A 13268-nucleotide genomic window follows, 5' to 3' on the forward strand; every position below is an offset into this window, starting at 1 on the left:
GACGTGGAGGAGGAATCGAATGTCCGGATCACCGCAGGCCACAGCCATATCGCAGGAGGCGATGACGCTGCGCGGAACACCGGCGGTGCCCGGAACCGCCGCCGCGCCCACGGTGCGCCCGGCGCTACGGATCCGTCCAGACCTTCGGTTGGAACCCGTCGCCGAGTCCGATCGGGCATCCGAACGCGAAGCCCTCCTGACCGCGACGGCGGCCGTCGCGCATCGTTTGCGCGAGCGTGCCACCCGTGCGAGTGGGGCCGCGGCGGAGGTGCTGGCCGCGAATGCCGCGATGGCCGCCGATCGCGGCTGGCTTGGTGCCGCGGAGAAGTTGATCGCCGCGGGCAGTCCCGCCGCGACGGCGGCGAGCGCCGCCACCGATCAGTTCGCCGAGGTATTCACCAAGCTCGGTGGGCTGATGGCCGAGCGCGTCACCGATCTGCGCGATGTCTGCGACCGCGTGGTTGCCGAGTTGGCCGGAGCGCCCGAACCGGGCATTCCCACACCGGCGCGGCCGTCCATCCTGCTCGCCGACGATCTCGCCCCGGCCGATACCGCCGGGCTCGATCCGAATCTCATTGTCGGCCTTGCCACCTCGCGCGGCGGCCCGACCAGTCATACCGCGATCATCGCCCGTCAACTCGGCATCCCGTGCGTCGTCGCGATCGCCGGGCTCGACGATGTGCCCGCCGGAGTCGAGGTATTGATCGACGGTTCGGCCGGATGTGTCGTCATCGGCCCGGATCCGGAAACCGCCGCCCGCGCCGTTGCCGAATATCGTGCGCAGGAGTCGCGCACCGCGGCCTGGACCGGGCCGGGTGCCACCTCGGATGGACACCGGGTCGAAGTCCTCGTCAACGTCCAGGACGCGGCCGGGGCCCGCGCGGCGCGATCGCAGCCTGCCGAGGGAATCGGGCTGTTCCGCACCGAATTGTGTTTCCTCGACCGCGAATCCGAGCCGAGCATCGTCGAGCAGGCGGATATCTATCGCGATGTATTCGACGCCTATGCCGGGTCGAAGGTGGTGATCCGCACCCTCGACGCCGGATCGGACAAGCCACTGCGCTTCGCCGAGCAGCCCGACGAGGCGAATCCGGCATTGGGGGTCCGTGGCATTCGCATCGCCGCCCGCGACGCCGGAATCCTGGACCGGCAGCTCGACGCGATCGCCAGAGCCGCCGCGGATCGCATACCGGCACCGTGGGTGATGGCCCCGATGATTTCCACTGCGGCCGAAGCGAAGTCGTTCGCCGCCGCGGTGCGGGCGCGCGGACTGGTACCCGGTGTCATGATCGAGGTACCCGCGGCGGCCCTACTGGCCGAGGCCATTCTGGAACACGTCGATTTCCTCTCGATCGGCACCAATGACCTCGCGCAGTACACCATGGCCGCGGACCGCATGTCCGCCGAACTCGCGGCCCTCACCGATCCCTGGCAGCCCGCGGTGCTCGCGCTGGTCGCGCGTACCGCGGCCGCCGGTGCGAGCGCGGGTAAGCCGGTCGGCGTCTGCGGTGAGGCCGCCGCCGATCCGCTATTGGCTTGTGTGCTGGCCGGATTCGGCATTCGCTCGCTATCCGCGGCCGGTGCCGCTGTCGCCGCGGTCGGCGCCGCGCTAGCCGCGGTCACCCTCGACGACTGCCGCCGTGCCGCCGCCGCGGTGTTGGCGACATCCGACCCGGAATCCGCCCGCGCGGCCGCCCGCGCGGCGCTCGAATCCGCGGGATGCTGATCCGCTCACCTTCGCCGAGCAGGACCTATTGCGCCTGACGCAAGGCCACCGCTTTCGGGAACTCGCTCGGCTGGCCGGTGCCGGTGGTGATCAGGTCGCGCAGGCTTTCGTTGATGCGGAAGCGCACCTCGGCGCCAGCCGGATATTCATGAGGTCGCCACCAGAATAACGGCCAGCCCCTGGTCGGCCACTGGACGCACCGAGCGGGTGGCCGATCGCGATCGCACCGCCATCGACATTGACAATGTTGGGATCCAGGTCCGGCCAATCGGCAAGGCAGGCAAGCGATTGCGCGGCAAAGGCCTCGTTCGACTCGACCACGCCGAGATCACCCCAGCCGATTCCGGCCCGCCGCAACGTGATTCGCGCAGCCTGGCGGGCGGCTTTCGAATCGGCCCGCATGGTCACAGCTGCGGTTGTGGCGGGAGCGGTTTGGTGGTCAGCTTCTCCGCCGAGCGCTTGTTCATGCCGAACATGCGCAGCACATGGCAGGTCATCTCGTCGGTGAGTGCGCCGGCGTCGGCCTCGGGCCGGGCGTCCAGCAGTTGCAGCAGTCCCAGCAGTGCTCCGCCCGCGGCCATGATCGCCATATCCGGATCCATCGGCTCGAACCGGCCCGCCTCCTGGGCGGCGATGATGTCGCGGCGGGCCCGCGGGGCCAAGCCCTCGTCATGCAGCAGCACCGACATGCCCGAATGCAGAATCACCCGAACGCCTTCGGGGATCTGGCGCTGTAGGCGACCGGTCATCCGGAAGCTCACCGCGAATACCTCGGCCGGATCGTCGTAGAGCGCCACGATATCGTCGCGCATCTCGCTGTAGACCTGCAGTACCGAGCGCACGGCCTCGTCGAACAACTCGTCTTTCGAGCTGAAGTGGTTGTAGAAGGAGCCGAATCCCACATCGGCGGCGTCGGTGATCTCCTGAATGCTCACCGCGGAACGCCCCTCCGACAAGAACTTTCGTGCCGCACCGAGCAGCGCGTTGCGGGTGCGCTCGCGTCGGCGATCGATGCGGTTGCGCGCTACGGGCTCGGCCATCGGCTCCCTCTTTCCGCTCACATTCGTTATCGGAATCGTATCTGAGGAAAGGATCAGAGGCGATTGTGAGTCAGTTTTCAGGCCGCGGTGTCGTGCTGCGGGAGTGCGTCGAGGGGTGGCAGTGGGCGCTGGCAGATCTCGTGGGCCTCATCGGCCGGTAGGCCGAGCATGCGCAGCAGATCCTCGGTGACCTGATCGGTGGCCGTGGCGTCGTCGCGGCCGGCTTGGTCGTGCAGTAGCTGGCCGAGGGAGATGGCGGCGCCCGCGACAATGGTCATCGCCAACTCCACATCTTGAACCTGGAATCGGCCAGCGCGGGTCGCCGCCTCGATATCGCGACCGGCCCGCGGGGCCAGGCCCCGGTCCGAGCGGATCAAGGCCAGTCCATTGCTGAGCAGCACCTTGCTGAGCGTGGGATTGCGGCGGTGCAGCCGACCGGTGAGTCGGAAGCTCTGCGCGAAGACCTGGGCGGGATCATCGAGGTTCTCGCACAACAGATCCAGTGCGGCCCCGTGCCGGTCCAGTGCCTCCTCGATCGCGGCCTGAAACAACTCCTCCCGGCTCTGGAAGTGGTTGTAGAACGAGCCCATTCCGACATCGGCCGCCTGGGTGATCTCCAGGATCGGCGCGTTCAGTTTCCCGGCCGCGATGAACGACTGCGCGGCGGTGACCAGCGCGGCGCGGGTCCGCGCTTTGCGCCGCTCCAAGCGGTTGGGTTCTTCGCGAGTCTTATCGGCCATCTCTCTCCCCGAATCTGCGGACGACCAGCATAGCTCATTCAGTCAGTATTGACGAATTCTTCAGAATGCTTGACTGACGCAATGCTCTTGAGTGACGATATCGTCAGCAGAAGGGAGGGTTCGATGACCGACCAGCACGACCCGCATGCGGGTCTGCACAGCGCGCAGGGCGCCCGGCCCGGTGAGCATCCGGGGCGGGCACGGAATCCGATCGTCAAGGTGCACGATCTGGCCTGGTTGGAGTTCGCGAAGCCGGACCTCGACGGTGCCGAAATCTTCGCTCGCGCATTCGGATTCACGACATCGCTACGCACCGCCGAGGAGTTGCAGCTGCGCGGCACCGATGCGGGGGCGCCCTGCGTGCGCATTCGCCGGGGTGCCCGTTCGCGGTTCCTCGGCCCGGCGTTCCGGGCGGGCGATGCCGCCGATCTGGTGCGCTTGGCGGAGGCGGCCGGTGCGAAGGTGCTGCCGCTGACCGACAGTCTGGGCGGGCTGGTGGTGGATCTGACCGACCCCAGCGGCCTGCGGGTCCGGGTTGTCGCCGAGACGCGGGTACTCGATGCCCTACCAGCCCAGGAGCCGCACACCTTCAACTTCGGGCACAAGCTGGAGCGGGTGAACGGCACGCAGCGGCCACCGCGCGAGCCCGCCCTGGTGCAGCGGCTCGGACATGTCGTCGTGCAGACGACCAAATATCGGGAAACGCTCGACTGGTATCTGCAGCACCTGGGTTTGATAGTCAGCGACTTCCTGTACTACTCGGGGCAGCGCGAGCGTGGGCCGGTGATGAGCTTCATCCGCTGTGATCAGGGCACGGTGCCGACTGATCACCACACTCTGGCGCTGACACTCGGTCCGTCCAACCGATATGTCCACTCGGCCTACCAGGTGGCCGATCTGGATGCGCTCGCCGCCGGTGGCGAGTATCTGCGCGAACACGGATACCGCCGGTCGTGGGGGATCGGCCGCCATATCCAGGGCAGCCAGATCTTCGACTACTGGCGCGATCCGGACGGGTTCATGGTCGAACATTTCAGTGACGGCGACATGTTCGACTGCACCCTCGAGCCGGGGTGGGCGCCGATGAGCGCGTCCGGACTCGCCCAGTGGGGGCCGCCGGTCACCAAGGACTTCCTCGGCATCACGCCCGGCCGGGAATCGGTGCGTGAACTGCGCGCGATCGTCGACGCGCTGCGCGAGGACAACGAATTCGATATCCGCCGCCTGCGCGGCCTGTTGAAAGTAGCCAATTCATGAGTGTTTCCGTACTTCGCACGGTCGACGCCTGGTGGGTGCAGACACCAGATGGTGCCGCCCGCATCGACACCGCGGCGACCACAACCGGTGCGCTGCTGGCCGACCGACAGGCGATCGCCGCCGCCGCGAACTCCGATCTCGTTGCCGTCGAAAGCCTTTCGCTGATCTCGCCGGTCACCGCTCCGTGTCGGGTGGTGGCGCAGATGACGAATTTCGTCTCGCATGTGACCGACTCGGGCATGGACCCGAAGACCGTGCCGCTGACCTTCTTCCGGAAGGCCTCCGGATCGATCAGCGGCCCGTACGACGATGTGGTGCGGCCCGCACATGTGCGGTTGCTGGACTACGAGGTGGAGATCGGGCTCGTCTTCGGCCGTGAGATGCCGGTCGGCACCGAGATCACCCCCGACAACCTCGCCGACTACATTGCCGGACTCGTCGTCACCAACGATGTGTCCGCCCGTGATGTGCAGTTGCCGAAAACCCAGTTCTACGAGGCGAAGTCATATCCGACCTTTACCCCGGTCGGTCCGGCGCTGGTGCTGCTGGACGCCGATGAGCTGAAGCGGTTCACCGATCTGCGGCTGCGGCTGTGGGTCAACGGCCGAGTGCGCCAGGATATGACGGTCGCGGACATGATCTACCGGCCGGTGCAAACCCTGCGGGAACTGACCCGATTCCAGCGCATGGACGCGGGCGATCTGCTGCTCACCGGAACCCCGGTCGGCACGGCGATCAGCGCACCGCCCAAGCCGGTGCAGTTCATCGCCAATATGCTGCCGGCGGCGGTCAAATGGAAGCTGTTCTTCGAGGGACAGGCCAAGAATCCGAAGTATCTGCAGGAGGGTGACGTGGTGGAGGCCGCGATCGCCACCGATGACAGCGCGATCGATCTGGGCCGCCAGCGCACGGTCGTGCGGTACGCCCGATGACCGAGCAGGCGGTGACCGAAAACCCGCTGTGGCCACGCTATGAGTCGCCCGGCGACCTGCTCGATATCGAATCCGTACCACTGGCCGAGCGCGGCCTGCCGAAATCGACCTACGCCCTGCTGACGCGGGCCGCGAGTCGGTGGCCGGACCGTATTGCGTTGACGGTGCTGCCCGCGGCCGCGCGATGGCGGGAACCGCTGCGGTGCACCTACTCTCAGCTGCTCGCCGCGGTCCACCGATATGCGAATCTGCGGCACGAACTCGGTGTTCGCCACCACCGATAGTTGAACTTGACGTCAGAATTGAATACGGTGATGAGCGTATGGTGCCGTGGTACACGAGGTGACCTTCGAGATGGATACACGCAATCTGCTGGACGAATGGCTGCGGCTCGGCAGCCGTCAGGTCGCGACGAATGGGATCGAGTTGCGCGTCGTCGACCACGGCGACGGTCCCGCCGTGGTGTTCTGCCACGGCTTTCCCGAACTCGGATTCTCCTGGCGCCACCAGGTTTTCGCACTCGCCGAGGCCGGTTTCCGGACGCTGACTCCGGATATGCGCGGATACGGCGGCAGCTCGCGTCCGGACCGGATCGAGGACTACGACATCGCCGCGCTGTGCACTGATCTCGTCGGTGTCCTCGACGATGCCGGTATCGAGGACGCAATCTTCGTCGGCCATGACTGGGGCGCCTCGGTGGTCTGGCAACTGGCCGTTCGGTATCCGGATCGAGTGCGGGCCGTCGCGGGGCTGAGTGTTCCGGCCACGCCGCGATCGGCGGCGCCGCCATTGCCGATACTGCGCTCCCGGCTGGGCGAGGACTTCTATATGTGCTGGTTCCAGGAACCGGGCGTCGCCGACGCGGCACTCGCATCGGACGTGCGCCGCACCCTGCTGCAGGACGACGTCGTCAGCGCCCGGGATCTGCTGAACGGCAATGGTTCGGAGATGGTCGCCCCGGCCTGGCTGAGCGAGGCCGAACTCGGTTTCTACATCGAAACGTTCACCACCACCGGATTCACCGGCGGTCTCAACTACTACCGCAACCTCGACCGCAACTGGGAGCTGGCCGCGCACCTGGCCGATGCGAAGATCCACCAGCCGACGCTGTTCATTGCCGGATCGCAAGACGCGGTCATCCGGTTCACCCCGACCAGCAAAATGACCTCCGTGCTATCCGACCTGCGGGCCTCGATTGTCCTGGACGGGGCGGGACACTGGATTCAACAGGAACGCGCGGCCGAAGTCAGCGCGGCACTGATCGACTTCGCCCGCAGCATCGGCTGAATCGTCGAGGCCTACCGCACCTGGGCCTGGATCGCCTGCCGATAGCGCGCCGACAGCGGGGCTGGGAAGCCGAGGTCGGCTTCCATCACCCGGATCGCCAATGGCGCGGCGAGGGCACGCAGGCGCGCGCATCCCGCTTCGCCGATCGCTTCGTACGGATGGACCGCGAGTTCGTCGGTCCGGCTCTCGATCGCGCCGCGCCGCTCGGCGCCGTACTCGCTCAGCACGAGATCATCGTCGGCCAGCCAACCCCGCACCCGCAGTCGTCGCACACCGGCGGCCCATTCCGCTTCGCTCCAGGATCGGCTCGCGCGCAGCACTTCCGGCGATATCTCACCGGTCGCACTGTGCGTGATCAATGCTTCCGTGCCGTCGAGCCCCTCCGTCATCAGCAGGGCGACGTGTCCGTCGCCGCGGTATTCCCGCAGCAGTGTCTGCGCATGCCACAGCACCAGATGTGGTTCATCGGGCCACGGCAGCGACGCGTGCGCCGCGAACAGCGGACGGCCATGTGGGCGTGCACAAGCGCGTTCGGCCGCTTGCCGGGCGAGGTCGGCGGCTTCGCGCACCTCGGGGCCGGTGATGTCGTCGCCCCACGCCTGCCGAAGTGACCGGTCGACGGCACGCAGTCGGGCTCGCAAAATGTCTGCGGGCGCGGAGATTTCCCATGCGGCGGGGATGACGGCGCGCACCGCGGCCGGATTGAAGTTGAAAAAGGTGGCAATGGTGACCGCGTCCGGCACCGGGCCGAAGGCCGCGGACCGGGATGCGAAGTACATCATGCGCGGATCGGTGATGCCCAGCTCGCGGTACTCATCCGGGCCATATGGAGTGAAGTAGATCATGCCGTGTACCGGCTCGAGAGCGCGGAACGTCAGGCGGGCGCTGGGTGGGGAGACGGTGGTCAAGGGATCGCTCCGGTATCTCGTTGTGTTCGAGTGGCTGCGTTTCGACGGCCGCACGGAAATCCATGCGGCCGTCGAGTCATCGAATCTGCTTGCGTTCCTGCGTTACTCGGATTGCGCGCCGTTCTCGAAGTAGCGGCGCGGATTGCGCACCAGGATCGCGTCGATATCGTCCTCGGTGAGCCCCCGTTCGAGTAGTGCCGGAAGCACATCCGCACTGATGTGGCGGTAGTTCCACTTGGGCGCCACCTGCGCCTTGGCATCGGGGTCGAACCAGTCGATGTGGCAGGCGGCGTCATGGGCGATAACGATCTTGTCCCGGTAGCCGCGCCGCACCAGTTCGACAATGGTGTCGATCCGATCCTCGAAGGGCAGCAGGACGTCGAGCCCGAATCGGTCCATGCCGAGTAGCGATCCCGCATCGGCGACTTCGGTGAGGTAGTCGACGTCGGTGGTATCGCCGGAATGGCCGATCACCACCCGGCTCAGATCCGCGCCCTCCTCGGCCAGCACTCGCTGCGCCACCAGCCCGGACCGGGTATGCGGGTTGGTGTGCACGGTGATCGGCGCACCCGTTTGCGCCGAGGCCCGGCCGACCGCGCGCATGACGCGTTCGACGCCGGGCGTCAGTCCGGGTTCCTCGATGGCGCACTTGAGGAATCCGGCGCGCACACCGGTATCCGCGATGCCCTCGGTGAGGTCCTTGACGAACATTTCCACCATCGGTTCCGGCCGGTCGAAGAGCAATCCCGGTCCGGTGTAATGGAATTGGAAGGGGACGTCGTTGTAGGTGTAGATACCGGTGGCGACGATGATCCGCAGATCGGTGCGGGCCGCTATTTGCTGGATGCGCGGGATGTACCGTCCCAGCCCGAGTACGGTCGGGTCGAGGATGGTGTCGATGCCGAGGGACTTCAGCTCGTCGAGCTGTTTCACGGCGTCGTCGATGCGGGCGTCCTCGTCCCAGTCGGCATAGTTCTGCCGGAATTCCTCGCCGAGTATGAAGACGTGCTCGTGGACCAGGACGCGGCCGAGTTCGCTCGAGTCGGCGGTGCCGGTTGCGGTGGGTACTGCGGTCAACGGGATGCCTTGTCTGTGAACAGGTTCGGATCGATAGCGCGCTTGAGAATCTTGCCGGTGGCGCCCTTGGGCAGCTGGTCGGTGAAGGCGAACCGGTGTGGCACCTTGTAGGCCGACAACCGCTCCTTGGCCCAGGACCGCAGTTGCTCGGGTTCGAGCTCGACGCCGGGTGTGGCGGCAACGACCGCACCGACCTCCTCGCCGTATCGGTCGTCCGCAATGCCGATCACCGCCACTTCGACAATGTCCGGATGCTGGTAGAGGACCTCCTCGACCTCGCGTGGGTACACGTTGTACCCGCCGCGAATGATGAGGTCCTTTGCGCGGTCGACGATGTAGACATAGCCGTCGGCGTCGACGCGGCCCAGATCGCCGGTCTTCAACCAGCCGTCGGACAATTCGGCGGCGGTGGCATCGGGCCGATTCCAGTACCCCTTCATGATGCTCGGGCCGTGCACGAAGATCTCGCCGACGGTATCGGCGGGCACAACCTTTCCATCGAGGTCGCGAACCTCGATCGAGGTCCCCGGCAGGGCGGCACCCACCGATCCCACCCGCTGTTCGCGATCGAGCGGATTGTAGGTGGCCGCACCGGTGGATTCGGTGAGTCCGTAACCCTCGAGGATGGTGGCGCCGAAGCGGTCCGAGAAGGCCCGGATCACCTCACCGGGCAGTGACGCTCCGCCGGAGGCCGCCAGCCGCAGGCTCGCGAAGTCCGCGGGGCCGTAGTCACCGGCGGCGTGCAGCATGGCATTCCACATGGTCGGAACTCCGGCGACATGGGTGAGCCGGCGATCGCGGATCATCTCGATCATGGCCCGTGGTTCGAACGGGGTCACCATGGCGAAGGATGCGCCCGCGTTGAGCGCGGTCACCAGGCATACCGCCTGTCCGAAGACATGGAACAGCGGCAACCCGGTGCCGAAGCGATCCTCCGGGCCCAGCCGCAGCTGATCGGTGAAGATTCGGGCGGTCTCGTTGAGATTGGCGACGGTGAGCTCGACGCCCTTCGGTTTGCCGGTGGTGCCCGAGGTGTAGAGCAGCACCGCAGTATCGTCGGCGCCGCGGTGCACCGGTTCGGTCACTGGACTGTTCGGCTCGGCGTGCGCGCCGGGCTCGAGCACCAGCAACGCGAGATTCCGTTCGGTGGCCGCCCGCTGGGCGGCATCGCGTGCGCTGTGCCATGCGATCGCCATCCGCGCGCCGGAATCATCCAGTACGTAACCGATTTCGGGCACGGTTGCCATGGTGTTCATGGTGATGGTGATGGCCCCGATGAGTTGCGCGCCCAGATACGCGACGACGAATTCGGCCACGGTGGGCGCCACCAGCAGCACCCGGTCGCCGGTGGCGATACCGGCTTCGCGGAGCTGGCCGCCATAGGCCGCGCTGCGGCGGGCCAATTCGCCGTAGGAGATGTGGGCGTCCGCGGTGAGCAGCGCGATGGCCTCGGGGCGTTCGGTGGCGTGTTGCCAGAAGCGGTCGGCGACATTGGTCACGGTGTCTCCCTGTCGGGTCGTTTCCGCTGATCCGATGCTGTCGGGGCAGCCGGATTCGCAGGCATGGCTTTCTCCCGATCCAGAGGTGGGAGAGGTCTGATGTGACGCAGGCCACGTCAGTGCGTCGGAACGCTACTTGAATTCGGCGTCATGTTCAATAGATAGTGCGTTGCTCCTGGTCGCCCTCCCGTGCCTGCCGTACGTCGTGGGGTCGGCGGAGTGGCGCACGCTGTTACGATCCACGACGTCAGCGAGCCCGACGACAGCGAGTGAGACGGTGAACGCCCAGGAAGCCATCGAGGACCAGTCCGGTCGGGTGCCCCCGCGTAGCAAGCGGGGGATGCGCACCCGGACCGCGCTGGTGACCGCGGCGCGTGAGGTGTTCGAACGAGACGGCTTCCTCGATGCCAGGATCAGTGACATCTCCAAGGAGGCCGGGGTCGCATCCGGATCGTTCTACACCTACTTCGACAGCAAGGAAGAGATCTTCGCCGCGGTCGTCGAGCAGGTGCGCGAGGAGATGTTGCACCCGCATATTCGGGAGCGGGTCGGCATCGATGATCCGCGCGAGCTGATCGCCGCCGCCAATCGCGAGTATCTGCAGTCGTATCGGCGCAATGCGCGGCTGATGGCCGTACTCGAGCAGGTGTCGAAAATCGACGAGAAATTCCGGGTGCTGCGATTCGAGCGCGCCATGGCATTCGTCGAGCGCAATGCCGAGATGATCCGGAATCTGCAGGAGCGCGGCCTGGTCGATGCCGAGCTGGATGCCGCGATCACCTCGCAGGCGCTGTCGAGCATGGTGAGCCGCATGGCCTATTTCGTATTCGTCGAGGGGCAGAAGATCTCCTTCGAAAAGCTGGTGAAGACGCTGAATCAATTGTGGTTCAACGCCCTTCAGCTGAAGGAAGTTCGCTGAGCCGGCATCGGCCCGGTGCCAGCTGTATTCACTTCGATCATCTCTGTGACCCGGATCACGCGCAATGCGATCGCTCATGAACTTGACGTCGAATTCAAATTCGGTGACGCTGGGTCGGGCACCTCAGCATCAGGAAAGGCTTACGACATGGGTCGTTTCGACGGAAAAACGGCGATCGTCACCGGAGCCAGCCGCGGTATCGGGCTGGCCATCGCGCAGCGGCTGGTGGCCGACGGTGCGCGGGTCTGTGTGACCGCCCGCAAACAGGACGCGCTGGATGCGGTGGTCGCCGAACTCGGCGGACCCGAGCATGCCGTCGCCGTCGCGGGACGAGCCGATGACGTCGATCATCAGCGCGCGGCCATCGACCGCACGCTGGAGGCCTTCGGTTCGGTCGACTTCCTGGTCAACAATGCCGGTATCAATCCGGTGTACGGGCCGATGGTCGAACTCGACCTGGACGCCGCCCGCAAGGTGTTCGAGGTGAACTGCCTGGCCGCCATCTCCTGGGTGCAGCAGGCGCACAAGGCGTGGATGGGTGAGCACGGCGGCGCGGTGGTCAATGTCGCGTCCGTGGCCGGAATCAAGCCCGCGCCCGGCATCGGGTTCTATGGGGCGACCAAGGCGATGCTGGTGCACATCACCCAGGAGTTGGCGGTCGAACTCGGCCCGTCGATCCGGGTGAACGCGGTCGCGCCCGCCGTGGTGAAGACCCGCTTCGCCACCGCGCTCTACGACGGCCGCGAGCAGGAGGTCGCCGCGGCGTATCCGCTAAAGCGCCTCGGTGAGCCCGAGGACATCGGCAGCGTCGCCGCCTTCCTGCTCTCCGCCGACGCGGCCTGGTTGACCGGACAGCTAATCGTCGTCGACGGTGGGGTCACCCTCACCGGAGGTGTGGCGTGAAGGCTTGGCAGGTAACGGAACTGGGCGAACCGGCACAGGTGCTGCGGCCGGTCGAACTGGACGATCCGACGCCGGGGCCCGGCCAGGTGGTGGTGCGGACCCGCGCCGCCGCGGCGAACTTCCCGGATGTGCTGATGTGCCGGGGCGAGTACCAGGTCAAACCGGAACTGCCGTTCACTCCCGGAGTCGAACTGTGCGGGGAGGTGGTCGCGATCGGTGCCGGTGTCGACGGCATCGCGGTCGGCGACCGGGTGCTCGGCGGCGCGGCGCTGCCGTGGGGCGGATTCGCGGAACTGGCGGTCATGGACGCCGTCGATGTCTTCCCCGCCCCCGCGTCGCTCGACGATGCCGAGGCCGCCGCATTCTTCATCGGCTACCAGACCGGCTGGTTCGGGTTGCATCGGCGCGCGGGCCTGCGGCCGGGGGAGACGCTGCTGGTGCACGCGGCGGCCGGTGGTGTCGGCAGCGCGGCAGTGCAATTGGGCAAGGCGGCCGGGGCGAAGGTGATCGGGGTGGTCGGCAGTGCGGCCAAGGCCGAAGTGGCGCGGGCACTGGGTGCCGATATCGTGGTGGATCGCAGCGCGCAGGACTTCGTGTCGATCGTTCGGGACGCCACCGACGGCCGCGGTGCGGATGTAGTGTACGACCCGGTCGGTGGTGAGGTGTATCAGCGGTCCACCAAATGCATCGCCTTCGAGGGCCGCATTCTCGTCGTCGGTTTCGCGGGCGGGCAGATCCAGTCCGCCGCGCTCAATCACGCCCTGGTGAAGAACTATTCGATCGTCGGTCTGCACTGGGGTCTGTACCGCGGTAAGGATCCGCAGGCGGTGCGCGACTGCCACCGGGAGCTGACCGGACTGGCCGATCAGGGTCTGGTGAAACCACTGATCGGCGAGCGGCTGCCGCTCGATGATGTGGCCGCCGGACTGCAGCGCCTCGCCGACGGCAAGACCGTCGGCCGCATAGTTTTCGAACCATAA

General features: G+C 66.6%; 12 protein-coding genes and 2 pseudogenes. 8 read left to right on the forward strand and 6 right to left on the reverse strand.

What is annotated here, in order from left to right; all coding sequences use genetic code 11:
* The first annotated feature begins 19 nt into the window (after nt 1–19).
* Nucleotides 20–1726: a putative PEP-binding protein gene (locus ABZ293_RS28870; protein WP_355185716.1), complete on the forward strand. Its 1707-nt coding sequence runs from the start codon at nt 20–22 to the stop codon at nt 1724–1726.
* 183 nt (nt 1727–1909) lie between these two features.
* On the opposite strand, the pseudogene ABZ293_RS28875 reads toward ABZ293_RS28870, so the two are convergent.
* The 3 genes and pseudogenes from ABZ293_RS28875 to ABZ293_RS28885 form a co-directional block, all read right to left on the reverse strand.
* Nucleotides 1910–2101, reverse strand: a pseudogene (locus ABZ293_RS28875) (3-oxoadipyl-CoA thiolase); the annotation flags it as partial.
* Between the two features lie 29 nt (nt 2102–2130).
* The gene (locus ABZ293_RS28880; protein WP_354953642.1) at nt 2131–2766 is read right to left on the reverse strand and encodes a helix-turn-helix domain-containing protein; all 636 of its coding nucleotides are present in this window, start codon (nt 2764–2766) and stop codon (nt 2131–2133) included.
* Between the two features lie 77 nt (nt 2767–2843).
* A complete protein-coding gene (locus ABZ293_RS28885; RefSeq protein ID WP_355185718.1) occupies nt 2844–3506 on the reverse strand; it encodes a TetR/AcrR family transcriptional regulator in 663 nt (220 codons plus the stop codon).
* 123 nt (nt 3507–3629) lie between these two features.
* Here ABZ293_RS28885 and ABZ293_RS28890 point away from each other — a divergent pair, with 123 nt between their 5' ends.
* The 4 genes and pseudogenes from ABZ293_RS28890 (at nt 3630) to ABZ293_RS28905 (ending at nt 6982) form a co-directional block, all read left to right on the forward strand.
* Nucleotides 3630–4763, forward strand: coding sequence for a VOC family protein (locus ABZ293_RS28890; RefSeq protein ID WP_355185720.1), 1134 nt, complete (start codon nt 3630–3632; stop codon nt 4761–4763).
* A complete protein-coding gene (locus ABZ293_RS28895) occupies nt 4760–5695 on the forward strand; it encodes a fumarylacetoacetate hydrolase family protein (protein WP_355185722.1) in 936 nt (311 codons plus the stop codon). The genes ABZ293_RS28890 and ABZ293_RS28895 overlap by 4 nt, the downstream gene beginning before the upstream one ends.
* Nucleotides 5692–5964, forward strand: a pseudogene (locus ABZ293_RS28900) (acyl-CoA synthetase); the annotation flags it as partial. The gene ABZ293_RS28895 and the pseudogene ABZ293_RS28900, both read left to right, overlap by 4 nt.
* Before the next feature lie 85 nt (nt 5965–6049).
* On the forward strand, nt 6050–6982 hold the full coding sequence (locus ABZ293_RS28905; RefSeq protein ID WP_355185724.1) for an alpha/beta hydrolase: 933 nt from the start codon (nt 6050–6052) through the stop codon (nt 6980–6982).
* 11 nt (nt 6983–6993) lie between these two features.
* On the opposite strand, the gene ABZ293_RS28910 is transcribed toward ABZ293_RS28905, so the two are convergent.
* The 3 genes from ABZ293_RS28910 to ABZ293_RS28920 all read right to left on the reverse strand — a co-directional run bounded on the left by ABZ293_RS28910 (nt 6994) and on the right by ABZ293_RS28920 (nt 10466).
* On the reverse strand, nt 6994–7890 hold the full coding sequence (locus tag ABZ293_RS28910) for a hypothetical protein (RefSeq protein WP_355185726.1): 897 nt from the start codon (nt 7888–7890) through the stop codon (nt 6994–6996).
* Nucleotides 7891–7992: 102 nt separating this feature from the next.
* Nucleotides 7993–8967 carry a phosphotriesterase-related protein gene (locus tag ABZ293_RS28915; protein ID WP_355185728.1) on the reverse strand — a complete coding sequence of 325 codons (975 nt, stop codon included), beginning with the start codon at nt 8965–8967 and terminating at the stop codon, nt 7993–7995.
* Complete coding sequence (locus ABZ293_RS28920; protein ID WP_355185730.1) at nt 8964–10466, reverse strand: long-chain fatty acid--CoA ligase; 1503 nt, start codon at nt 10464–10466, stop codon at nt 8964–8966. The genes ABZ293_RS28915 and ABZ293_RS28920 overlap by 4 nt, the downstream gene beginning before the upstream one ends.
* A 340-nt stretch (nt 10467–10806) precedes the next feature.
* On the opposite strand from ABZ293_RS28920, the gene ABZ293_RS28925 reads away from it, so the two are divergent.
* The 3 genes from ABZ293_RS28925 (at nt 10807) to ABZ293_RS28935 (ending at nt 13268) form a co-directional block, all read left to right on the forward strand.
* Nucleotides 10807–11385 (forward strand): helix-turn-helix domain-containing protein, encoded by a 579-nt coding sequence (locus tag ABZ293_RS28925; RefSeq protein WP_355185840.1) that lies wholly within the window; start codon nt 10807–10809, stop codon nt 11383–11385.
* Nucleotides 11386–11532: 147 nt separating this feature from the next.
* Entirely contained in the window at nt 11533–12288 is a 756-nt protein-coding gene (locus tag ABZ293_RS28930) for an SDR family oxidoreductase (RefSeq protein ID WP_355185732.1), read from the forward strand.
* Nucleotides 12285–13268, forward strand: coding sequence for an NADPH:quinone oxidoreductase family protein (locus ABZ293_RS28935; protein WP_355185734.1), 984 nt, complete (start codon nt 12285–12287; stop codon nt 13266–13268). Before ABZ293_RS28930 ends, ABZ293_RS28935 begins: the two co-directional genes overlap by 4 nt.

This window comes from Nocardia sp. NPDC005998 (assembly GCF_040614395.1).
Taxonomy (GTDB): Bacteria; Actinomycetota; Actinomycetes; order Mycobacteriales; family Mycobacteriaceae; genus Nocardia.

Bases quoted from the DNA above. Each gene is read 5' to 3' on its own strand.
- ABZ293_RS28870 (WP_355185716.1), top strand. From the start codon at position 20: ATGTCCGGATCACCGCAGGCCACAGCCATATCGCAGGAGGCGATGACG.
- ABZ293_RS28880 (WP_354953642.1), bottom strand. From the start codon at position 2,766: ATGGCCGAGCCCGTAGCGCGCAACCGCATCGATCGCCGACGCGAGCGC.
- ABZ293_RS28885 (WP_355185718.1), bottom strand. From the start codon at position 3,506: ATGGCCGATAAGACTCGCGAAGAACCCAACCGCTTGGAGCGGCGCAAA.
- ABZ293_RS28890 (WP_355185720.1), top strand. From the start codon at position 3,630: ATGACCGACCAGCACGACCCGCATGCGGGTCTGCACAGCGCGCAGGGC.
- ABZ293_RS28895 (WP_355185722.1), top strand. From the start codon at position 4,760: ATGAGTGTTTCCGTACTTCGCACGGTCGACGCCTGGTGGGTGCAGACA.
- ABZ293_RS28905 (WP_355185724.1), top strand. From the start codon at position 6,050: ATGGATACACGCAATCTGCTGGACGAATGGCTGCGGCTCGGCAGCCGT.
- ABZ293_RS28925 (WP_355185840.1), top strand. From the start codon at position 10,807: ATGCGCACCCGGACCGCGCTGGTGACCGCGGCGCGTGAGGTGTTCGAA.
- ABZ293_RS28930 (WP_355185732.1), top strand. From the start codon at position 11,533: ATGGGTCGTTTCGACGGAAAAACGGCGATCGTCACCGGAGCCAGCCGC.